The sequence below is a fragment of the Extibacter sp. GGCC_0201 genome, from assembly GCF_017566055.1.
In the GTDB taxonomy this organism is placed as follows: domain Bacteria; phylum Bacillota; class Clostridia; order Lachnospirales; family Lachnospiraceae; genus Extibacter.
The window spans coordinates 47,930-68,940 of sequence record NZ_JABFCH010000010.1; the positions used below are offsets into that span (position 1 = coordinate 47,930).

The window sequence follows — 21,011 nt, forward strand, 5'->3', positions numbered from 1 at the left end:
AGGAGAAAAGCCATGGCGAAGAACTGCTGTAAAGGGAAAGAAAAGTATTCACATTTATTTGAACCGATCAGAATTGGCAACATACGTTTAAAAAACAGGATCATCGCAGCGCCTACCAGCCCAAGCATGATTACGACAGAAGGTCATTTTACGCCGGAGATGATTGCGTACCTGGAAGAAAAAGCAAAAGGCGGTGTCAGTGTCGTCACTTATGGAGAGGCCATCGTACATTCCGCAACCGGGAAGTCGCACAACAAACAATTGCAGTTAGATTCTTTTGGCGTCAAGCAGGGAATGGCCCAGGCCGCAAGGGCTATCCACAACAGCGGGGCTTATGCGAATATTCAGCTGTCTCACGGCGGAATGTACGGCGGTCTGGAAAGTGTAGGTGGAGACCAGGACCGCCCGTCTGTTGCCTATGGGCCAAGCAAGATGAGCATGCCGGCAGGGGAAGTAGAGGAGATGCCAAAAGAGCTGATACTGGAAATCGTAGAATCTTATAAGACAGGGGCAAAGCTCTGCAAAGACTGTGGATTCGATATGGTACAGTTCCATGCGGCACATGGCTGGCTCTTCTCACAATTCTTATCCCCTGTATTCAACAAGAGAACAGATGAATTCGGCGGAACATTAGAGAACCGGGCAAGATTTATGCTGATGGCTCTTGACGCTGTCAGAGAGGGAGTAGGCCCCCGTTTCCCCATTGAGATTCGCCTATCAGGAGATGACCTTACGGAAAATGGGCTCCGGATGGAGGACTGTGTCAAAGTTGCGAAGATGGTGGAAGATAAGGTTGATCTGTTTAACGTATCCTGTGGAAACCATGAAGACCCGGAGATGTTCTGCCGGACACATCCGTCCGCATTTTATCCACGCGGGGTCAATGTCTATCTAGCCGCCGAAATCAAGAAACATGTAAAGAAGCCCGTTGCATGTGTTGGGTCCCTCAATGACCCGGCGCAGATGGAGCAGATTCTTGCAGACGGACAGGCGGATATTGTTGAAATAGGACGCGCACTTCTCGCAGACCCGTATCTGGCACAGAAAGCGTTAGAAGATAAAGCAGATGACATCACGCCGTGCCTGCGCTGTTATGAGTGTTTTGGGGAGACGTCAAAAAGCGAGACTGTAAAATGTACGGTTAACCCAACTATGGGCCAGCAGCTTCCGGAAAAGTACGGGAGAAAAGAGCCAGAAGCCCTGAAGAAAGTCTTAATCGCAGGCGGTGGCCCGGCAGGAATGCAGGCGGCAATTACGTTAGCCGGAAGAGGGCATGACGTGACAATCGTAGAAAAATCCGGTAAATTAGGCGGAAATCTGCACCCTGCTGGAGCGCCTTATTTTAAAGAGGATATTATAAAGTTTGAACATGTATTAGAAGAACGTGTGGCAAAATCCGGCGTACAAGTCATTCTGAATACAGAAGTGACACCGGAATATGTAAAGGAATTCAATCCGGACGTATTATTTGCTGCAATTGGCTCCAATGAACTGTGCCCGCCGATTAAAGGGATGGATCAGCCCCATGTCATCATGGCCATTGACGCAGAACTGAATCCGGAAAAGCTCGGCAAAAAAGTGGCAATCATGGGAGGCGGACTTGTAGGCAGCGAAGCCGCAGTATCCTTCAGGCATGAAGGGAAAGAATGCGCCATTATCGAGATGAAGCCTGCCGTTGCAGACGAAGTGAATTCCTTTTACCGGGGCGGACTGATTGCAGAAGTAGAGAAGTCGGCGGATATCTATGTGAATACAAAAGTAAAAGAAATCATACCGTCAGGTGTGTTGTGTGAGCGCTGCGGGGAAGAGTTTGTGGTAGAGGCAGATTCCGTCGTATGTGCACTTGGATTCCGTTCTCCGTATGATAAAGTCGACGCCCTCTGTGAGTGCGTGGATGAATACTATATCGTAGGGGACTGCAGCAATGTGGGGCAGATATACCAGGCAGTCAATCAGGCATATTATGCAGCGTTAAGAGTATAGATTTTATCTGATAACAGGAGGAAGATTCATAGATGAGCATCTTAGAACAGATTTATGCAAAAGCAAAATTAAATCCTCAGAGAGTCGCTTTCCCGGAAGCAGCCAATGAAAAAATGATGCAGGCGGCTTATGAGACGGGAAAAGAGGGGCTCATAAGGCCGGTCCTGGTCGGTGACGGGGCAGAGCTGAGAGCATTATGTAAAGAAAGAGGATATGAAGAAGAAGTATTTAAAATCATAGACATTAAGGAAGAGACATACAGGGAGAAACTGATTGCCGCTTATGTCGCCCTTCCGGGAACGCTTCTGAAAGAAAGGGCAGTGGGCAGGCGCATGGAGAATCCATTGTACTATGCAATGGTCATGCAGGCTGTGGATGAGGCAGATGTTACATTCGCAGGCATTGACAATACCACTGGGGAGGTATTGATTGCAGGGCAGACCATCATCGGACTTAAGCCTGGCATCAGTACCATCTCAAGTATCGGACTCTGTGATATACCGGGCTTTGAAGGAAGTGAAGGGTCACTTCTGGCAGTAGGCGACAGTGCCGTGTGCACCAATCCGACGAAAGAACAGCTTGCGGATATTGCAATCTCTGCCTGTGAGACAGTAAAGAGCCTGCTCGGCTGGGAGCCCAGATGTGCGATGATCAGCTATTCCACCCTGGGAAGCGGTCAGGGCGAACTGATCGACAAAGTTGTGGAAGCGCTTCATATCGCACGGGAGAAGCGTCCGGACTTGAAGATAGACGGAGAATTCCAGCTGGACGCGGCAATCAAACCGGAAGTCGCGGCCAAGAAGGTTCCAAGAGAAAGCGAAGTTGCCGGGAAAGCCAATGTGCTGATCTGGCCGGATTTGAATGTGGGCAACACAGCGGTAAAACTCATTCAGACATTTGGCAATGCCGATGCATATGGGCCCATGCTGCAGGGATTCAACAAAGTGGTGTGTGACTGCTCGAGAGGGGCTCCGGTTTCCGAGATTAAAGGGAATGTAGTCATCAGCGCGGTGCGCGCAGCAGGAATGAAGTCAAAGACCCCGCTGTAAGCAACGGGGCATCAAATTTGCAGCGCAGCGAGCTGCGGGGTATTTGGTCTTCGCTTCCGCTCCGGTCGTTGCTAAGCAAACGTCCACTGGACGTTTAGCAACCCTCGCGGCAGTCGCCAAGGCCAAGCGAGCTTGACTTTGGCTCGTTGCTCGCGGGAATAAATTACAGGAGGGGGCAGGCTTTATGAGCAGATTTATTGAGATGATCTATGACATGTTTGAAAGAACACAGACAGAATGCATCGAAGGCTTTGATGATTCTTTAAAAGAGCGCAGTGACATGACACGCAGTGACAATCTTATCTACGGGCCTGACCCGGCCTTTCATACACTGGATATCTACCGTCCGAAGAACCGGGAGGGAGCCAGGCTTCCGGTTATCATCAATGTCCATGGCGGCGGATGGATCTACGGCTCAAAGGAGGAGTACCAGTATTACTGTATGACATTGGCAGAAAAAGGTTATGCAGTGGTGAATATGAATTACCGGCTTGCCCCCATGTTCCATTTCCCATCGCCTGTAGAGGACTTGAATTACCTGATGCAGTGGCTTTTGGAGAATGCCAAAGCGTATCAGCTGAACAAGGAGCGTATATATGCAGTGGGAGATTCTGCGGGGGCCCATATACTGGGCACATATGCTGCTATCTGCACCAATGAAGCATATGCAAAGAAATTTCCCTTTGTAATTCCAAAGAAGAATGTGTTCACTGCAATTGCATTAAACAGTGGGGTGTACCTGACCTGTGTGGAAAGAGAGAAAACAGATTTCACCAGAATTCTAGCAATGGAATACCTGGGAACCGAAGACCCGGAAAGCATAGAATTATTCGAGTATATAAACTATGTGAATGGACAATATCCGGACACCTTCATAACGACTGCCGAGAAGGATTTTTTGAAAATGCAGAGCCTAAAGTTCGCAGAACATCTTGCGGAACAATCGGTGAACTTCGCACTGCGGATGTATGCCAGCAAAAGAAATGAACTGGGACATGCGTTCCATTGTGACTTAAGGCTTCCGGAAGCCGCAGCCTGTAACCGGGAGGAAATCGTCTTTTTTAATCATAGGGAGCTCTTATGGAGAATCGGGTGAAATTAGTTGTTGCAGATGTATGGCAGTTCCAGGGAAAAGAAGAACAGATTCTTTCGCAGATTGCCCCATGTTATGTGGCGAAGTACAAAAATACGAAGATCCGCCGGGATGCCCTGCAGGAATTGACAGCCGGGTATCTGCTTAAGAGATATCTGGGGGTCAATAAAGAGGAGCAGCTTACATATAATGCCTGCCATAAACCGCTGCTGGTATCGGGAAGGGCATATTTCAACCTTTCCCACAGCGCAGACAAGGTTGTGCTTGCCATTGCCGGATGTGATATCGGTGTTGATATAGAACAGATTATGGATTGCCATGAAGCAACGGTAAAAAAGATGTTCAGTGAAAAGCAGAAGGAAGAGCTGTTTGAATTAGAAGGAAATGCAAAAAATGAAAAGTTTACAGAAATGTGGACCGTTCATGAGGCCAAGCTTAAATTGAAAGGCACTGGGTTCGAGGATAGCTGGGAGAAGATAAGGCAGCAGATAGAGTGCAGTATATATACGATTAAAATGGGTGATTATTATCTGTCCTGTGCAACAAAAGAAGCGGCTGTAATCGAGACGGAATGGCTATGATTTCCAGTTTCTAAACACTTTTTAAAATACTGTTCTGGTATATGTACTTCCAGAACTGTAACATGAAATTAATTAGAAAAACAGTAAACGGAGGAAAAAAATTATGACAAGAGATGAAGTAATAGCAAAGATGATCGAGTATGCTGCAATGGCATTCAAGACAGATGCTGCAAATATCAATGAGAATACGGATATTGCAGAAGAGCTGGGCGTTGCATCTACCCAGAGAGTGGCAATGAGCGCTTCCATCGAGAACGATTTCGACGTGATGATTCCGGTGGCAAGATTCGGAAACTACAAGACAATCGGAGACTTGGCAGACTTCGTTATGGAAGAGATGTAAGGGGTGATATTGTGGTTCATAATGTAAAAATCGGTAAAAATATGAGAAGCGTGTCCATCGTTGGAATCGGCGCAACGCCATTCTTCAATGGTATAAGCAATCCTCAGTATAAAGGCCTTACCAATGGCGAGCTGTTCGGATATGCCGCATTGGATGCTATGAAAGATGCACACGTAGAGCCGAGGGATGTGCAGTATTTCTTCCACGGCTCGGCGAATCCCCATGTATTAAACGGATGTATTACGCCGAACCTACAGGTTGCCGACTGGTTCGGCATGAGAGGAAAAGGTTCCATCTCCCACTCGGAAGGATGCTGTACCGGATATATCGCACTGGAAGAGGCCGTGTTCGCAGTGGCAAGCGGCGCCTATGAAGTGGTGCTTACCGGATGCAGTGAACAGGGTACCGGCATGCCTGACGGCAATACACCGGATCACATACGTACCGCTCTGACAACAGAAGTGCTGTTCCCCGATTTGGATTCTATCTTTGACCGTGCCTATGGCAGATACCTTGGCGGCGGACCGGGAATGAACCATGATGACTGGATCAACTTCTACGCAAAAGAGAACGGATTGACTCCGGACCAGGTTGACGATGTACTGAACCATCAGGCGTATCATTTCAGACGGGCAGCCGAATTGTGTCCTCGTGCCATTCGCAGAACCCCATATGAGAAGCTGGCCGAAGAGGCAGGATATGAGGATGTCTGGGACTATATGAAGTCCCCAAACAATCCGAAGATGACACAGTATCTAAGGACTTCCAGCGATTCCTGCGTAGCGGACGGCGCGGCCTGCTGTATCGTAGTGCCGACAGAAATCGCCCATCAGTACACGGACAAGCCGATTGAAGTACTGGCAACAGGCGCCTCTGTATTAGATGCCATCGTACCGCATCTGGAGAAGAAAGCGACGGCAGAAGCAGCACGCCAGGTATATGATGCTACAGGGCTTACCGCAGATGATATGGATTTGTTATATGTCAATGACTTTATCGGTTCCTCTGCCTTCCTTGCAGCAGAAGAGATTGGATATCTGCCGAAAGGTGAAGGGTGGAAATATGCTCTTGACGGACGGCTGGCATATGACGGAGACAAACCAATGAACACCAATGGCGGACGGACTTCTTACGGACATGCATTTGCCGCATCCGGAATGGCGGATGTATTTGAAGCGGTTGTCCAGATGCGTGGAGAGGCCGGGGAACGCCAGATTAAGAAAATGCCAAAGCATACGTTCTTAAGAGGATTCGGTGGAGCGCAGAATGTCCGTGCAACCATTTTAAGAGCGAACTTTTAAGGGGGATGGATGATGGATCGAAATAGAATCAGTACAGAAGAGTTTTGGAATCCGGAACATGTGGTAGAAAAGTTCTGGAATGGCTTAAAAGAAGGCACCATTTACGCAAAGGAGTGTAAAGAATGCGGGGCAATCGAATTTCCGCCTCATCACGCCTGCAACGCCTGTGGTTACCATGATACGGAGTGGACGACGCTTACAGGAAAAGGCGTCTTAAAGACATTCGTATTTACCGGAGCGCTGAATGCCAGGCTTGAGCTGGAAGATATGGGGCTTAAATATGTATGTGGTGAAGTGCAGCTTGAGGAAGGGCCGGAGATGAACGCGGTTATTCTTGGAATCAATAAGAAGAAAGCAAGGGAAATTACGGATAAGCTTCCGGTAAAAGTCCGCCCGGTATTCTACGATATGGGAAGATACACAACACTTTTCTTTGAACTTGACGAATAATCGGGAAAGGAACAAAAGGCTGAAATGGACAAATTAAATGTATTGTTAGTGACCGGGCTTTTGACAGCAGAACATCAGGGGAGAGCCATAACCGAGCGGTTAAGGGAGCTTCTGGAGGCAACGGGACGGTTTCAGGTCGTGATTGTAGAAGAATTCCGTAATATCACGCCAGAGTATTTAGAACCATATGATGTGATTTTCGTAGACTATGACGGGAAGACATGGCCTACCGATAAGGCCAGAAGATTCGGAGAGAAGAGTGAACAGGCAGTTTATGATTTCGTTTCCAGGGGAAAAGGGATTGTATTCTACCACTCATCCATCTGGATAGATGAGGATTGGCCGGATGAATGGAGAAGACTCCTTGGCGGCTATTGTTCTATGGAACAGGGCTGCAGACGCTGCCCCAAAGACGACCACTTTGTTGAGACTATAGATGGGAACCATCCCATTACGAAAGGAATTGATAAGAAATGGATGAATGTGTTTGATGATTTGTTCACGCAGCTCATTATTCATCCGGAAGCAAAAATGCATGTCTTGGCATCTATCTTTGACGATGTGGAGAATTACAGGATTCCCGGATTCCCACCGCCCCACCATCCGGTAGACATTCCGGACGGGAAATTAGAGAATATGGCAGGTGTAGGTGAATACACACCAGTTATCTGGACAAATGAGTATGGCAGGGGCCGGGTATTCGTCACATCCATCGGACACTGGGAGGCGCTCGATAGGTTCAACTTTATCACCATGCTGGTCCGGGGCGTAGAATGGGCTGCCACTGGTGAAGTCACATTAGAGAAACCAGACAGGACAGGAAACAATCGTTTGAAGTTATTCCCTTATTACTAAGAGGAGCAATTATGAGAAAGTTTAAAATATTTACAATCAACCCCGGCTCAACATCTACGAAAATTGCACTTTTTGAAGGTGAGGAAGAAGTATTTTCTAAAAATGTAAGCCACGATGCCGGGAAACTTGCAGAGTATGCATCTATTTCAGACCAGTTTGCATACCGGAAAGAGACCATCGATGAGCTCCTGAAGGAAAATCATATTTCTCTTGACCAGGTGGATGCATTCGTCGGTCGGGGCGGTGGCCTGCTGGCAATGGATGGGGGAACCTATGAGATTGATGACCTTGTACTTAATCATGCGACACGCGGGGCCAATGGGGTACAGCATCCGGCAATGCTTGGACCGCAGATTGCATATGAATATGCAAAGTTATATCATGCAAAAGCATTCGTAGTGAATCCGCCGGATGTAGATGAACTGCAGGATTTGGCGAGAATGACGGGAATTAAAGGTGTATACCGCGTGATTCACCTGCATGCCTTGAACCTGAAAGAAACAGCTATCCGCCATGCGGCAGGCCTTGGCAGGAAATATGAAGAGTGCAATTATGTCGTATGCCATATTGGAGGCGGTATTTCGGTATCTGCACACCGTAACGGTAAGATGGTTGACGGATTCGATATTGTGGGTGGGGAAGGCCCTATGGCGCCAACCAGGTGCGGAAGCATCAGTGTTGCCAATTTGTTAAAATACGCAGAGGGTAAAGAACTAAAAGATATTAAGGCACTCTGCACAAAGAGCGGCGGGTTCGTGAACCATACCGGTATTTCAGATGCGCTGGAGCTTACAGCCAGGGCAAAAAATGGGGATAAATATGCCGAAATGCTGTGGAATACAATGATTTACCAGATTGAAAAATGTATCGGTTCTATGGCGGCAGTACTTCACGGGAAGATTGACGGAATCCTTCTTGGCGGGGGTATGGTGTATAACGAAGACCTTGTTGCACAAATCAAAGACGCTTGTGGATGGATAGCGCCGGTTACGGCTTATCCCGGAGAATTCGAGATGGAAGCAATGGCATCCGGTGCAGTCCGCGTACTAAGCGGTGAGGAAGAAGTGAAAAAATACAGCGGTGTCTGTAACTTTACAGGCTTTGATTTTTAAAACAGGAAGTAAAGGAAGGTAAAAAGCTAATGAAATATGAAAGAATCAGAAAAATTGTATTAGATGCTATACTGGATGCGGTAGCTCAGGGCTTAATCAAAGGGACATCCGGCAATATCGCACTCCGTGACGACGAGGATGATGTTGTCGCCATTACGCCTAGCGGGATTGCATACGGCACAATGAAAGCAGAAGATATTGCAATCGTAGATATGAATGGGAAATGGCTGGACGGGCCATACAAGCCGTCCTCTGAGGTGCCGATGCACACCGCTGTCATGCGTGCAAGGCCAGATGTTAAAGCAACCGTACATACCCATGCGATGTTTGCAACCATTATGGCAATGGGAGATGGAGAGATCAAAGCGACAACGCCGCCCCAGTGTGAATTCGTACCAGTGAGAGTCGTGCCATTTACAATGCCCGGAAGTGATGATGTAGCGGATAAGGTAGTCGAGGCATTGGGCGAAGAAGGCAGAGCCTGCCTCATTAAGAACCATGGTATGTTCTGCTGTGGGAAAGACATGAAGGCCGCCATGTCTGCAACAGTATACACGGAGGAGATGGCAGTTACAGAGTATTATGCAAGATTACTTGGCACTTATGAGCCAATGCCGCAGGAAGCAGTAGATGCAATGCAGGCATTGATTAAAGCTGACCAGGCTGTTTAGGGAGGCACCAAGGACAGATGCACTGCTTGCCATGTTGCGCCACCTGTCCACCTTTTATCAAGATTGACAAAAATGGATTAGCCGTAGAGTAACATCTACGGCTTTTATTTTTGCCCGGATTTTAAGGGGGATATAACAATGTATGATGGTATTAGATGATTTTCTCATATCCAAACATTTCCTTGCTATAGACGGTTTCTCTTGCATGTAGTAAAATGGACTCACCAGAAATCAAGATTTCGGAGGAATGGATGTGGGGAAAAAGACGGAACAGTCTCAAAAAGTATATAATGAGATGGCGTGGGAATATGATAATGCCCCTGAGGGAAGGTATACAAGACCACATAAAGAGGAGATTATTAAGAAGGCCGTGCTCAGGGAAGGGGATAATATCTTGGATGTTGCCTGCGGTAACGGCCGCCTGCTTGGAGAACTTTCCAAAAAGGCTAGAGTCAATGCATTTGGCGTAGACATTTCGCAGAGCATGATTACCGTTGCCAGAGAAAGATATCCGAATTGTACTTTTGCGGTGAGTCCCTGCACTCCTCTTGGTTTTGAAAACGAGAGTATGGATGTCATAACGGTGTCATGCGCCTTCCATCATTTTGAGACGCCCCAGGAGTTTGCCAATGAATGTATGCGGGTATTAAAGAAGAACGGAAGAGTCTTTATTGCCGAACCGCATTTCTCACCCGTGGTACGGTGGCTTGCCAATGTGGTGGTGTATTCATTTTCAAAAACGGGCGATGTGAGAGTGTATGACCAAAAAGAAATTCGGTTATTCTTTGAATTGGCTGGATTTACTGATATGGAATCGTACACGACAGGCAGCGTGTTATTTTTCACAGCAAGAAAATGAACGCCATTTTGCCGTACGTAAAATGGTAATAGGAGCGATTGGATATGAAGATGCCAGAAAAGATAGAACCTGCTATGTTTGCGCCCTGCGGAATGAACTGTCTCGTATGTTATAAGCACTGCTATCATAAAAAGCCATGTGCAGGATGCTTGAAATGTGACAGGGGTAAACCGGAGCACTGTAGAAAGTGCAGGATAAAAGATTGTGTGACAAAGCAGCAGATTACATATTGTTTTGAATGTTCCGAATATCCGTGTAAGCAGATAACACGGTTGGAGAAAAGCTATAATACCCGTTACCGCGCCAGCCTGAAGGAAAACAGCCGGATGGTTAAGGATTATGGACTGGCCGCATTTTTAGAACAGCAAAAAGAGCGGTATACGTGTCCAGAATGTGGTGGGATTATATCAATCCATGATGCGGAGTGCAGTGAGTGCCAGTATAAATTGTAATGAGGGGAAATGAATATGGAAAAAAAGATGAGCTGTTGCGGTATGATATGCTCTGAGTGTGAGTATTATCCAGCAGAGTGCCAGGGATGCCGGGAGATAAAAGGAAAGGTATACTGGCTGGAGTATACGGGGGAAAGCTGTTGTGATATTTATGAATGCTGTAACAATCAAAGAAAATACGAGCATTGCGGACAGTGTGAGGAGTTGCCATGCAGCCGCTATGAGCGTGATGACCCGACGAAAACACCGGAAGAAAATGCAGCCGATTTTTCGATGCAGATCATAAATTTAACTTCTGGAGGTCAGGAGAGAGAATAAAGGAAGAAGGGTTCAAATGGTTGGTATATATTTCAGCGGTACAGGCAATACAAGATTCTGCGTGGAGAGGTTTCTGGCCTGCTATGAAGGCAGTGCGAAGGCATTTTCCATGGAAGGCGGGCAGGCGGCCGCTGCGATAAAGCAACATGAAGAAATCGTATTTGGGTATCCGGTGTATTTTAGCAATCTGCCCAAAATAGTATATGATTTCATAGACAGCAACCAATCCATATTCTCAGGAAAGAAGATATTCATTATTGCGACCATGGGATTATTCAGTGGGGATGGAGCTGGGTGTTCTGCAAGGCTGCTTGCAAGATACGGAGCTTGTATTTCAGGCGGGCTTCATCTGAAAATGCCGGATTGTATCGGTGATGAGAAGGCGCTGAAAAGGACGAAGGAACAAAATCATCTGCTTGTCAAAGAAGCGGAGAATAAGATAAAGGATACGGCAGAAAGTTTAAGGCAAGGCACGCCTGCGAGGGAAGGGCTCGGTTTTTGGTATCATATGGCAGGCTTATTCGGTCAGAGATTGTACTTTTATAACAAGACTAAGAAGTATTCGGATAAGCTGCATATTGACAGAGAGAAATGCATCGGATGCGGAATATGCGCATCCGCCTGTCCGATGGAGAATATATCGCTACAGTCAAAAAAAGCCCGGCAGCAGGGAAGGTGCACCATGTGCTACCGGTGCGTGAATCATTGCCCAAAGCAGGCAATTACGCTGTTGGGTAAGAAACTGTATGAACAATGCTTAATAGAGAAATATATATAAGAACATTGCTATCCTGCGGTTTTGCACTGGCTGAATCTGAAAAAAGCCGTTATGTGATACAGAAATAGCCATTTTGCCGCCTTGCAGAACCCTCGCATTAGGGCGGACAGTATACGATGAGCCTTACGGCTTCAAAATGACTTTGATACAGTCCTCCTCTTTTTTATCAAAGATGCTGTATGCATGGCTTCCTTCTTCCAGAGAAAGCTTATGGGTTATGATGTCTGTCGCGTCAAATTCTCCCTTTTGGATCTTCTCCAGCATCAGATCAACGTATCTTGTGGCAGGGCACTGACCCATCTTTAAAGAGATATTCTTGGAAAAGAAGTTTCCAAGAGGGAAGTTGTTATATTTATTGCCATAGACTCCGACGAACGCTACCGTGCCGGTTTTCCGGATGCACTGGGAAGCCGTCTCTATCGCTGACTTTGAACCTCCCTGCAATTTGAGCGCAGTTTCTATCTTTTCCATGACCGAGGTCTTGCCGTCCAGTCCCACGCAATCGATTACGGAATGAGCCCCTCCGTGCGTGATTTCTTTTATATGCTCCCCTACCTGTTCAAATTCTTCAAAATTAAGGGCCTCTACGCCATAACCCCTTGCATGCTCCAGGCGGTAGCCTACACGGTCGACAGCGATGATTCTGCCGGCCCCTTTCTGGATACACCACTTGATCGTCATCAAACCTATAGGGCCACACCCTAATACGGCAACGGTATCCCCAGCCTTCACGTCAGCGATTTCTGTGCCCCAATAGGAAGTGGGCAGGACATCTGTGACGAATAGGACCTGCTCATCCGTCAGTTCATCGGGTACTTTTTTCGGTCCTACATTGGCATATGGAACCCGGATATACTCTGCCTGGCCGCCGGCGTAATTCCCATGATATTTGCTATAGCCGAACAATCCGCCCGATTCCGCATAGTCATTAGAATTATCACACTGGCTGTATTCTCCTTTATCACAATATTCGCAGTGTCCGCATGCGACGGGGAAAGGGATTACTACCCGGTCACCTTTTTTGAGATTTTTAACTTCCTTTCCGACTTCTTCCACGATACCCATTGTTTCATGGCCAAGGACATATCCGTCATACATCCCTTTTACCAGGCCATGCACCAGATGCAGATCTGAGCCGCAGATAGCGGCGGAAGTGACCTTAACTATAATGTCGTCCTCTTTTTCTATCTTCGGATCCTCTACCGTTCTGCATTCGACCTTCTGCAGTCCATCAAATACGACAGCTTTCATTGCAATACCTCCTGTTAATATTTGAAAATATTATCTGTAGATAAAGCAGATTTATACCCTGCAAATCTGTCGTAAGTATACATCTCATACATAAAGGGCTGCTCTTTTCATGGCCGGCGCAGTCTTGTGGTACTTCGGACAATGCGGATGGATAACGGAAAAGGAGACTGCCATACATTACGGCAATCTCCTTCATTTATTCTAACTCTATCTTTCCATGCTTATTCTCGAACTCTGCGACATGCTTTTTCATTAAGACTTCTAATTCCCGGTTGGCAGAACGTGCATTATATTCCGCGACATAGCGGAACATCTTGAGCAGCTGGGCGTCTGTCCTGACCGTAAATTTTACAATATCAGATGGCATAATAGAACCTCCAAAAAGAATTTGTGGTTATTATACCGTCTAATTGACGGCAATATTCGGAACTGACGTCTAGGTGACGGCGTAAAATGTAAATAAATACAATATAGTGACGGTATCATGCGGTCGGAAAGACGGTTGAATTATGTTGACGTCAATATGACGGCATAATATAATGTGAACATAGAAAAAGTATCAGGATAAGAACGCTTTCACAGGGCAAGATAGTAGTATAAAAACAACAAATTTTACCAGAGGAGAGTTATATGAGTAATATTAAAGAACTGGTCAAACTGGCTGCTGACAGTATGAAGAACCGGACATTGGACGATTTGCTGGAGAATGACAGAGGATTCCAGGACAGGCTTGAAGAAGAGAGGGAAGCGCACAAAGCGATGAAGGAGCTGGACTTGACAGAAGAGCAGAGGACTGTGGTGGAGACCTTGGTTTCCAGAAAAGATGAAACCGAGTACGATTACCGCGTGAATGCCTATATGGCAGGTATGATTGATGCATATGAGATATTAAAACAGTTTGACTTGACCAAGGAGTAGGCACGCCGTTACCTTTGCAATTGGCAAACCGAACCGATATATGATAAGATATAGGGACAGTGACGACATACGGCAGCAGATTCAGAGGATGGTAATAATGGAAAAACAAGAGAAGAAGTACAAGCGCCGCCCGCGATATTCGGGCGCATATCCAAAGAGATACGAGGAGAAATATAAGGAGCATCAGCCGGAGAGATATGCAGATACCGTATCCAGAGTTATCCAGAAGGGCAGTACGCCCGCCGGCATGCACATCCCTATCTGTGTCAGGGAGATTCTGGATTTCCTTCAGATACAGCCCGGGCAAAAGGGGCTTGACGCGACCCTGGGATACGGCGGACACAGCGCGAAGATGCTGGAATGCCTCAAAGGCCAGGGCCATCTGTACGCTTTGGATGTAGATCCGATTGAGTCGTCGAAGACAGCAAGGCGGCTGGAAGACATGGGCTACGGGCCGGATATCCTCACAATCCGGCAGCAGAACTTTGCCGATGTCGACGAGATATCCCGTGAAGCCGGATTATTTGACTTTGTGCTTGCGGACTTGGGCGTCTCTTCTATGCAGATCGACAACCCGGACCGTGGGTTCACCTTTAAGGCGGAAGGCCCGCTGGATTTGCGCATGAATCCTCAGAAGGGCAAAAGCGCCGCCCAGAGGCTCAGGGAGATGACGCAGGAAGAGCTGGAGGGGATGCTGACGGAGAATGCCGATGAGCCTTACAGCGCTGAGATTGCGGGAGCAGTCACGAGGAAGATCAAAAGGGGCGGGACAATCGACACGACGACACAGCTCTATGAGACCATCGGGGAGGCGCTTGCTTTTCTGCCGGATAGAGAACGGAACGAGGCAGTAAAGAAATCAAGCCAGAGAACGTTCCAGGCACTTCGTATCGATGTCAATAGCGAGTTCGAGACATTGTACACTTTCCTGGAAAAGCTGCCGGATGTACTCGCACCGGGCGGCCGGGTGGCTATCCTGACATTCCATTCGGGTGAGGACCGGCTCGTAAAGAAATCGTTCAGAGAAATGGAAAGACGCGGAGCATACAAAGAGATATCGCGTGAGGTCATACGGCCGTCCCAGGAGGAGTGCAGGCAGAATGGACGTGCCCGCTCGACGAAGATGCGGTGGGCAGTCCGGGCGGACTGACAGACGGAGACATACGGCTTAATATACACGAGAGAAAAGGAGACGGGATGGAACGTTGTAAATGGTGCCTTTGTAATGAGAAGATGGTAAAATACCACGATGAGGAGTGGGGCATACCGCTTCATGATGACGGCAGGCAGTTTGAATTTTTAATGATGGAAGTGATGCAGTGCGGACTGAACTGGAATATGATGATACAGAAAAGGGAAATCTTCCGCGACTGTTTTGACGGATTTGACTACGAGAAAGTAGCCCTATATGGTGAGGACGATATCGAAAGGATTATGCAGACAGAAGGGATGATAAGGTCCAGGCGTAAAATAGAGGCAGTAATCCACAACGCCCGCTGCTTTCAGAAGGTGCGGGAAGAGTTCGGCTCTTTCAGCGCATATCTTTGGAGGTTTTCGGACGGGAAGACCATCTTCTATGAGGGGCATGAAAGCGGAGAGCTGCCGGCAAGAAACGGGCTGTCTGATGAAGTCAGCCGGGACCTGAAGAAGCGGGGATTCAAGTATCTCGGCTCCATCACCGTATACTCCCATCTTCAGGCGTGCGGGATTATCAATGACCACGTGAAGGAGTGCTTCCGTTACGAGGACGTGGCAGGGCGCGTTCCGGACATTTGATAAAATGCTCTGATGGACGGGGCTTAAGGATATCACATCGGTTTTAAATTCTTCTCCAGGCGGTCCACCATCCAAGCAAGACGTTTGGAGCGTCCTGCCTCGGTTTTGGCATCCAGGTATGCTCTCGTATAGGTCTTCTGAACAGACGGAGACATCCCCTGGAAATTAGAATATGCCTGTCTATACTCTTTCAGCAGGCCGGCCACCATCGCAATCTGTTCCTCGGCGACAGCTGCTGGGCCGGCCGGCTTGTCCCATCTGCCGTTTTTCTTTGCCTCTTCAATTTTCGCCAGGCCATAGTCGGTCATCAAACCACGCTGAATCAGATCTTCTGCTAACGCCTTATTCTTGGGAGACCATTTGCTATCGCTTCTGCGTGCAGAAAAGTATTTTACATAGGATACGTCATCAATGCGCTTCATCAGTCCGTCAATCCAGCCAAAGCAGAGCGCCTCTTCCAGCGCCTCGCCGGCTTTTACCGTCACAAGCTGACGCGTCTTTCCAAACAGCAGCCATACCCCTTCGCTTGACGTGCAGTTATCTCTAAGCCAGCATCTGAACTCATCGCGGGTTTTAAAATGTAGTGGTTCAATCATAATTGCCCCTCCTGTATTATAAGAAGTGAAATAGTGGTCTGCTAATTATACCATGCCGCCTGACGTAAGAGGAAGAAGTATCTTCTTTAAAAATACAATTGACTTGCAGGAAAATAAATGTTATATTACATATAGAACAAATGGAATAACTGCAGACAAGGCAGTGAGGTGATGACAATGGCAGTAAAAAAAGACTATTATGATATTCTTGGAATTGATAGGAATGCAGAAGATGATGCGATAAAAAAGGCATACAGGAGGCTGGCGAAAAAGTGCCATCCTGACACGAATGCCGGTGACGCACAGGCGGAACAGAGATTTAAGGAGATAACAGAAGCATATACGATATTAAGCAATCCAAAGAAGCGTAAGCTCTATGACCAGTTCGGCCATGCCGCTTTCGATGGAAGCGGGGCAGGGACGGGCACAGGCGCCGCTGCAGACACTGGCGGCGCATATAGGGAGTATCATTTTGAGAACGGCAATATGGACGACATCTTTGGTGACATATTCGGAGATATCTTCCGCGGCGGCAGAACAGGAGGCTACGCCTATGACGGCGCTGGTCCCAATGGCTTCGGACGGGCGGACTTCCGGACGAAAGGTGCAGATATACGGGCAGAAGTGACCGTTAGCTTTGATGACGCGGTCTTTGGCTGTGACAAGATTATCAGCTTACAGGACATGGAGAAAGGCGGCGGGGCGGTACAGTCTCTCCAGGTCCATATACCGGCGGGCATAGAGAGCGGCAAGAGCATCCGGCTCAGAGGCAAGGGCATGCAGGGCCTTAATGGAGGCAGATGCGGCGATCTGCTTTTAAAAGTGGTAGTAGGAGAGAAAAACGGGTTTGAGCGGAAAGGCCAGGATGTATATACGACAGTATCCGTACCGTTTACGACTGCCGTCTTCGGCGGCGAGGTTCGTGTGCAGACACTCTATGGAGATGTAATCTGCAAGATTCGGGAAGGGACCCAGTCAGGGACAAAGATACGTCTCAAAGGCAAAGGAGTCGTATCTATGAAGAACCACGATCTTCACGGCGACCAGTATGTTACGGTACAGATTGAAGTCCCGAAGAACTTAAGCCAGGAGGCCAGACAGAAGCTGAAGGAGTATGAGCAGGCGTGCAGATCAGAAGGGCGCGGAAAGAATAGTAACAGCGCGGCATAGCCAGTGTAACGGTGATTATTAGCATCCGGGTGTGCGCGGCTATGTTGCCGGCTGCCCGTCTGACAGGCAGTTTCTTCCGCTCTGCTTTGCGCAGTAGAGTGCTTTGTCAGCCTTATTCAGCAGATTCATAAACTGCTCCTCGCTGCTTACGTACCTGCTGCTGATACCGATGCTGACACTGACATACCCGTCTCCAGCGACGTGTGGAATCTTCAGATTGTGGATTTCATGCAGCAGCTTCTGCGCAAATGCAGTCACTTCTTCTATGCCGGCTTCCTGCAGCACGACTAAAAACTCTTCTCCGCCGTAACGCACGGCTATGGACTTGAATCCGGCGGAAAGCCTGCGGATGACGTCCGCGACAGACTTGAGCACTTCATCGCCTGCCATGTGTCCATACGTGTCGTTATACTGTTTGAAGTAGTCCACGTCCAGCATCAGCGCATGAAGTTCGGCACTTCCCGTTTCCAACAGATTCTGCTTGTACTGCTCCAGATATATGCGGTTTGACAGTTTCGTGAGCCCATCCTGGTTGGACAGGTATTCAAACTTCTGATTCAGCTGCAGGAGCCTGCCGTACGTATAGACATAAAATCCGTTCAGGGCAAGTGAAAATACAAAGTTGCCGACGTAGAGAAACGGAAACCGAAGCAGAAAATTTTGCGTGTATACCGGGGGCAGGGTATGGTGCAGCGGAGTCCATAGAAAGGCGATGAGTACAGACAGGCCGATACTGCTGAACAGGATGGCAGGCTTCATCTGCAGGATAAAGAAGCAGATGAACGGGTACAGGCAGAACCAGAGGGCGGCAAAGCCTTCCACAAGCCCGCCTACGACGTAGAGCGTAAACATACCGAGCAGAATAAAGGCCATACAGAGGGAACCCGCCAGATATCTGCCGGTTTTTTTCGCATACAGATAGATGACGATACAGACGGCTGCACTGATGCCGGTCTCAAGGCCCAGGCGGTATTCTGCCTTTATCATATTTAAGACAGTCATAATAACAGAGATGCCCGCGCCGGCAATACAGAACAGGCGAAGCTGCACACAGAGCCTGTTTGTCATATTTACAAACATTTCTTCCAGCAGCCCTCTGAAAAACTTCTTCAGATAATTCATGTAAATCCCCCTTTATTCATACAGATAATATAAGCGCGTCCATATGATGGAATGGATGCGAAAAAACTTGACACGAAAATACTACAAGTGTAAGATTTAGAAAAGAGCATATAAAGATAATAAAATCAGGCATTACTATATAACAGTTCTGAAATCTTACTTTCAGGGAGGGAAGTATGCGCTACAGAAACAACACACACAAAACAAGTAAACCTATACTGATACTATCGGCCGCTGCGGGGATAATCTTAACAGCCTGTGCCATTTCTGCCGTTATATATTTCTGCTCCGACAGGGGCAGGGAGACGCCTCAGGAACTTCTGGCCGAATACATGAAACATATCCCTGAAAAGGAATATGGGAAAATGTATGAGATGCTGGATAAGGAGACGGCGCGGGATATAAGCGAAGAAGAGTTCATAACACGCAATTCCGCCATATATGAGGGGATTGGGACAGAAGACATGGCCGTCAAAGTAACAGAGTATGACGAAGGCAAGAGGACGGTAAAGTACCATGCTTCATTTGACACCGTTGCCGGGAAGATTGGTTTTGATAATGAGGCCACGTTTGTAAAAGAAGGAGACGGCTACCGCCTTGTATGGGAGGACAGCCTTATCTTCCCCGGCCTCGAAGCGGATGACAAGATCAAGGTGTCTGTAACGCAGGCGGAACGAGGGCAGATTCTGGACCGGAACGACCGTGTCCTTGCAGGAAAGGGGACAGCTTCTTCCGTAGGAATCGTACCTGGCAAGCTGGAGGACAGAGAACGTGCGGTGGAAGAGATAGCAGAACTGCTCGCTCTTGAGCCGGAGGAGGTAGAGAATAAGCTGGATGCACAATGGGTGAAGGAAGATTCCTTTGTCCCGGTCAAGACGGTCGCTAAAGTGAGCGAATTGGATCTGCTGGCAGTGGATCCGGATGATGATGCGGCAGTGGAAGCCAGGAGGCAGGAAAAGCTCCTTGCAATACCCGGCGTCATGATTACTGACGTGGAAGTGCGGGAATATCCGCTGAAAGAAGCGGCCGCACATCTGACAGGCTATGTCCAGAGCGTAACGGCAGAAGATCTCAAGGAGCATGCCGGGGAGGGATATACATCGAACAGCGTAATCGGAAGGAGCGGAATAGAAGGACTGTATGAGAAGGAGTTGAAAGGAAATGACGGATATAGTATCAATATGATGGATAGTGAAGGAAATCTGAAGAAAGTGCTTGCAAACGTTATGGCAGAGGACGGACAGGACATAAAGCTTACGGTGGACGCTGAGCTCCAGTCTGCCCTGTATGAACAGTTTGCAGAAGATAAAAGCTGTTCCGTCGCCATGAACCCATATACAGGAGAAGTGCTGGCGCTTGTCAGTACGCCTTCCTATGACAGCAATGGTTTTATAACAGGGATGACGGATGAGGAATGGGCAGGGCTCAATGAGGATGAGAAGAAACCGCTGTACAACCGTTTCCGCCAGGTCTGGAGCCCGGGCTCTACGTTTAAGCCGGTCACCGCTTTCATCGGTCTGGATTCGGGGGCGATAGATCCGGAGGAAGACTTTGGAAATGAAGGGCTTAGCTGGCAGAAGGACGCGTCATGGGGGTCTTATCACGTGACGACGCTCCATGAATATTCACCTGCAGTGCTGGAAAACGCACTGATTTATTCGGATAATATCTATTTTGCAAAAGCCGCTTTGAAAATCGGGGCGGAAGAATTACAGGAATCCCTGCAGAAAATCGGTTTTGGAAAGGAACTGCCCTTTGAGATATCAATGTCCGTCTCACAATATTCTAACACAGAGAAGATTGAGACGGAGATTCAGCTTGCCGACAGCGGTTACGGCCAGGGGCAGGTGCTCGTCAATCCGCTGCATCTGGCAGGCATCTATACGTCCTTCTGCAATGACGGCAATATGATCAAGCCATATCTGCGGTATGAGGAGGAGCCAAAGAAAGAGATCTGGATACAAGGCGCATGCACACCCGAGACAGCGGGCCGGGTGCTGGAAGGGATGAAAAAGGTCGTAAATGATTCCAACGGCACCGGATACGCGGCTCACAGAGAGGATATCATCCTGGCAGGTAAGACCGGCACAGCGGAAATCAAGGATTCAAAAGAAGATACTGCCGGAACGGAACTCGGATGGTTTGCCGTATTGACGCCGGATAAAGAGTACGATAGGCCGATACTGGTCGTAAGCATGGTCGAGGATGTGAAAGACATCGGGGGGAGCGGCTATGTTGTCGGCAAGGATAAAGATGTGCTGGATGCGTACCTGACACATTGAGATTCATACTGCTTCTGTCCGGGAAGTAGTATGCTTTTAAATATTACAGTT

General features: G+C 48.0%; 23 protein-coding genes. 19 read left to right on the forward strand and 4 right to left on the reverse strand.

Annotated features, from left to right (window positions below):
- The first annotated feature begins 12 nt into the window (after positions 1–12).
- From HJV72_RS08725 to HJV72_RS08790, 14 genes are all read left to right on the forward strand, one after another.
- Positions 13–1,983, forward strand: a complete 1,971-nt coding sequence (locus HJV72_RS08725; RefSeq protein WP_208070303.1) for an oxidoreductase — start codon at positions 13–15, stop codon at positions 1,981–1,983.
- 32 nt (positions 1,984–2,015) lie between these two features.
- Complete coding sequence (locus HJV72_RS08730) at positions 2,016–3,032, forward strand: phosphate acyltransferase (protein ID WP_208070304.1); 1,017 nt, start codon at positions 2,016–2,018, stop codon at positions 3,030–3,032.
- A 184-nt stretch (positions 3,033–3,216) separates the two neighbouring features.
- The gene (locus HJV72_RS08735; protein WP_208070305.1) at positions 3,217–4,128 is read left to right on the forward strand and encodes an alpha/beta hydrolase; all 912 of its coding nucleotides are present in this window, start codon (positions 3,217–3,219) and stop codon (positions 4,126–4,128) included.
- A complete protein-coding gene (locus tag HJV72_RS19975; protein WP_208070306.1) occupies positions 4,125–4,706 on the forward strand; it encodes a 4'-phosphopantetheinyl transferase family protein in 582 nt (193 codons plus the stop codon). The genes HJV72_RS08735 and HJV72_RS19975 overlap by 4 nt, the downstream gene beginning before the upstream one ends.
- Positions 4,707–4,809: 103 nt before the next feature.
- On the forward strand, positions 4,810–5,049 hold the full coding sequence (locus tag HJV72_RS08745; RefSeq protein WP_066578142.1) for an acyl carrier protein: 240 nt from the start codon (positions 4,810–4,812) through the stop codon (positions 5,047–5,049).
- 11 nt (positions 5,050–5,060) lie between these two features.
- On the forward strand, positions 5,061–6,350 hold the full coding sequence (locus HJV72_RS08750; protein WP_330618900.1) for a thiolase family protein: 1,290 nt from the start codon (positions 5,061–5,063) through the stop codon (positions 6,348–6,350).
- Positions 6,351–6,359: 9 nt separating this feature from the next.
- A complete protein-coding gene (locus tag HJV72_RS08755; RefSeq protein ID WP_207662067.1) occupies positions 6,360–6,800 on the forward strand; it encodes a Zn-ribbon domain-containing OB-fold protein in 441 nt (146 codons plus the stop codon).
- Positions 6,801–6,824: 24 nt separating this feature from the next.
- Positions 6,825–7,655 (forward strand): ThuA domain-containing protein, encoded by an 831-nt coding sequence (locus HJV72_RS08760; RefSeq protein ID WP_208070308.1) that lies wholly within the window; start codon positions 6,825–6,827, stop codon positions 7,653–7,655.
- Between the two features lie 11 nt (positions 7,656–7,666).
- The gene (gene buk / locus HJV72_RS08765) at positions 7,667–8,767 is read left to right on the forward strand and encodes a butyrate kinase (RefSeq protein WP_208070311.1); all 1,101 of its coding nucleotides are present in this window, start codon (positions 7,667–7,669) and stop codon (positions 8,765–8,767) included.
- A 29-nt stretch (positions 8,768–8,796) separates the two neighbouring features.
- The gene (locus HJV72_RS08770) at positions 8,797–9,438 is read left to right on the forward strand and encodes a class II aldolase/adducin family protein (RefSeq protein ID WP_208070313.1); all 642 of its coding nucleotides are present in this window, start codon (positions 8,797–8,799) and stop codon (positions 9,436–9,438) included.
- Between the two features lie 247 nt (positions 9,439–9,685).
- Positions 9,686–10,297: a class I SAM-dependent methyltransferase gene (locus HJV72_RS08775; protein WP_243765592.1), complete on the forward strand. Its 612-nt coding sequence runs from the start codon at positions 9,686–9,688 to the stop codon at positions 10,295–10,297.
- 44 nt (positions 10,298–10,341) lie between these two features.
- Complete coding sequence (locus tag HJV72_RS08780; RefSeq protein ID WP_117771011.1) at positions 10,342–10,749, forward strand: DUF3795 domain-containing protein; 408 nt, start codon at positions 10,342–10,344, stop codon at positions 10,747–10,749.
- A gap of 42 nt (positions 10,750–10,791) precedes the next feature.
- Positions 10,792–11,067, forward strand: coding sequence for a DUF3795 domain-containing protein (locus HJV72_RS08785; RefSeq protein ID WP_334299338.1), 276 nt, complete (start codon positions 10,792–10,794; stop codon positions 11,065–11,067).
- A 16-nt stretch (positions 11,068–11,083) separates the two neighbouring features.
- Entirely contained in the window at positions 11,084–11,845 is a 762-nt protein-coding gene (locus tag HJV72_RS08790; RefSeq protein ID WP_208070316.1) for an EFR1 family ferrodoxin, read from the forward strand.
- A 123-nt stretch (positions 11,846–11,968) separates the two neighbouring features.
- Here the strand turns inward: HJV72_RS08790 and HJV72_RS08795 are convergent, their stop codons facing one another.
- Positions 11,969–13,096 carry a zinc-dependent alcohol dehydrogenase gene (locus tag HJV72_RS08795; RefSeq protein WP_208070319.1) on the reverse strand — a complete coding sequence of 376 codons (1,128 nt, stop codon included), beginning with the start codon at positions 13,094–13,096 and terminating at the stop codon, positions 11,969–11,971.
- Between the two features lie 196 nt (positions 13,097–13,292).
- Positions 13,293–13,463 (reverse strand): hypothetical protein, encoded by a 171-nt coding sequence (locus tag HJV72_RS08800; RefSeq protein WP_198146140.1) that lies wholly within the window; start codon positions 13,461–13,463, stop codon positions 13,293–13,295.
- Between the two features lie 263 nt (positions 13,464–13,726).
- Between HJV72_RS08800 and HJV72_RS08805 the strand changes: the two genes are divergently transcribed.
- The 3 genes from HJV72_RS08805 (at position 13,727) to HJV72_RS08815 (ending at position 15,790) form a co-directional block, all read left to right on the forward strand.
- Entirely contained in the window at positions 13,727–14,014 is a 288-nt protein-coding gene (locus HJV72_RS08805) for a hypothetical protein (RefSeq protein ID WP_208070321.1), read from the forward strand.
- Positions 14,015–14,111: 97 nt separating this feature from the next.
- Positions 14,112–15,164: a 16S rRNA (cytosine(1402)-N(4))-methyltransferase RsmH gene (gene rsmH / locus HJV72_RS08810; protein WP_208070323.1), complete on the forward strand. Its 1,053-nt coding sequence runs from the start codon at positions 14,112–14,114 to the stop codon at positions 15,162–15,164.
- A gap of 47 nt (positions 15,165–15,211) precedes the next feature.
- Positions 15,212–15,790 (forward strand): DNA-3-methyladenine glycosylase I, encoded by a 579-nt coding sequence (locus HJV72_RS08815; RefSeq protein WP_208070411.1) that lies wholly within the window; start codon positions 15,212–15,214, stop codon positions 15,788–15,790.
- 32 nt (positions 15,791–15,822) lie between these two features.
- On the opposite strand, the gene HJV72_RS08820 is transcribed toward HJV72_RS08815, so the two are convergent.
- Entirely contained in the window at positions 15,823–16,386 is a 564-nt protein-coding gene (locus tag HJV72_RS08820; RefSeq protein ID WP_208070325.1) for a YdeI/OmpD-associated family protein, read from the reverse strand.
- Between the two features lie 177 nt (positions 16,387–16,563).
- On the opposite strand from HJV72_RS08820, the gene HJV72_RS08825 reads away from it, so the two are divergent.
- Positions 16,564–17,556 (forward strand): DnaJ C-terminal domain-containing protein, encoded by a 993-nt coding sequence (locus HJV72_RS08825; RefSeq protein WP_208070327.1) that lies wholly within the window; start codon positions 16,564–16,566, stop codon positions 17,554–17,556.
- Positions 17,557–17,595: 39 nt separating this feature from the next.
- Here HJV72_RS08825 and HJV72_RS08830 read toward each other — a convergent pair whose 3' ends face one another.
- A complete protein-coding gene (locus HJV72_RS08830) occupies positions 17,596–18,678 on the reverse strand; it encodes a GGDEF domain-containing protein (protein WP_208070329.1) in 1,083 nt (360 codons plus the stop codon).
- Between the two features lie 176 nt (positions 18,679–18,854).
- Between HJV72_RS08830 and HJV72_RS08835 the strand changes: the two genes are divergently transcribed.
- Positions 18,855–20,960 (forward strand): penicillin-binding transpeptidase domain-containing protein, encoded by a 2,106-nt coding sequence (locus HJV72_RS08835; protein ID WP_208070330.1) that lies wholly within the window; start codon positions 18,855–18,857, stop codon positions 20,958–20,960.
- Positions 20,961–21,011: the final 51 nt, after the last annotated feature.

Excerpts from the sequence above, each read along its gene's own strand:
- HJV72_RS08805 (WP_208070321.1), top strand. The coding sequence starts at position 13,727 with ATGAGTAATATTAAAGAACTGGTCAAACTGGCTGCTGACAGTATGAAG.
- HJV72_RS08795 (WP_208070319.1), bottom strand. The coding sequence starts at position 13,096 with ATGAAAGCTGTCGTATTTGATGGACTGCAGAAGGTCGAATGCAGAACG.
- buk (WP_208070311.1), top strand. The coding sequence starts at position 7,667 with ATGAGAAAGTTTAAAATATTTACAATCAACCCCGGCTCAACATCTACG.
- HJV72_RS08830 (WP_208070329.1), bottom strand. The coding sequence starts at position 18,678 with ATGAATTATCTGAAGAAGTTTTTCAGAGGGCTGCTGGAAGAAATGTTT.
- HJV72_RS08730 (WP_208070304.1), top strand. The coding sequence starts at position 2,016 with ATGAGCATCTTAGAACAGATTTATGCAAAAGCAAAATTAAATCCTCAG.
- HJV72_RS08745 (WP_066578142.1), top strand. The coding sequence starts at position 4,810 with ATGACAAGAGATGAAGTAATAGCAAAGATGATCGAGTATGCTGCAATG.
- HJV72_RS08775 (WP_243765592.1), top strand. The coding sequence starts at position 9,686 with ATGGATGTGGGGAAAAAGACGGAACAGTCTCAAAAAGTATATAATGAG.
- HJV72_RS08780 (WP_117771011.1), top strand. The coding sequence starts at position 10,342 with ATGAAGATGCCAGAAAAGATAGAACCTGCTATGTTTGCGCCCTGCGGA.
- HJV72_RS08820 (WP_208070325.1), bottom strand. The coding sequence starts at position 16,386 with ATGATTGAACCACTACATTTTAAAACCCGCGATGAGTTCAGATGCTGG.
- HJV72_RS08755 (WP_207662067.1), top strand. The coding sequence starts at position 6,360 with ATGATGGATCGAAATAGAATCAGTACAGAAGAGTTTTGGAATCCGGAA.
- HJV72_RS08735 (WP_208070305.1), top strand. The coding sequence starts at position 3,217 with ATGAGCAGATTTATTGAGATGATCTATGACATGTTTGAAAGAACACAG.
- HJV72_RS08760 (WP_208070308.1), top strand. The coding sequence starts at position 6,825 with ATGGACAAATTAAATGTATTGTTAGTGACCGGGCTTTTGACAGCAGAA.
- HJV72_RS08770 (WP_208070313.1), top strand. The coding sequence starts at position 8,797 with ATGAAATATGAAAGAATCAGAAAAATTGTATTAGATGCTATACTGGAT.
- HJV72_RS08790 (WP_208070316.1), top strand. The coding sequence starts at position 11,084 with ATGGTTGGTATATATTTCAGCGGTACAGGCAATACAAGATTCTGCGTG.
- HJV72_RS08815 (WP_208070411.1), top strand. The coding sequence starts at position 15,212 with ATGGAACGTTGTAAATGGTGCCTTTGTAATGAGAAGATGGTAAAATAC.
- HJV72_RS08800 (WP_198146140.1), bottom strand. The coding sequence starts at position 13,463 with ATGCCATCTGATATTGTAAAATTTACGGTCAGGACAGACGCCCAGCTG.
- HJV72_RS08725 (WP_208070303.1), top strand. The coding sequence starts at position 13 with ATGGCGAAGAACTGCTGTAAAGGGAAAGAAAAGTATTCACATTTATTT.
- HJV72_RS08835 (WP_208070330.1), top strand. The coding sequence starts at position 18,855 with ATGCGCTACAGAAACAACACACACAAAACAAGTAAACCTATACTGATA.
- rsmH (WP_208070323.1), top strand. The coding sequence starts at position 14,112 with ATGGAAAAACAAGAGAAGAAGTACAAGCGCCGCCCGCGATATTCGGGC.
- HJV72_RS08785 (WP_334299338.1), top strand. The coding sequence starts at position 10,792 with ATGATATGCTCTGAGTGTGAGTATTATCCAGCAGAGTGCCAGGGATGC.
- HJV72_RS08825 (WP_208070327.1), top strand. The coding sequence starts at position 16,564 with ATGGCAGTAAAAAAAGACTATTATGATATTCTTGGAATTGATAGGAAT.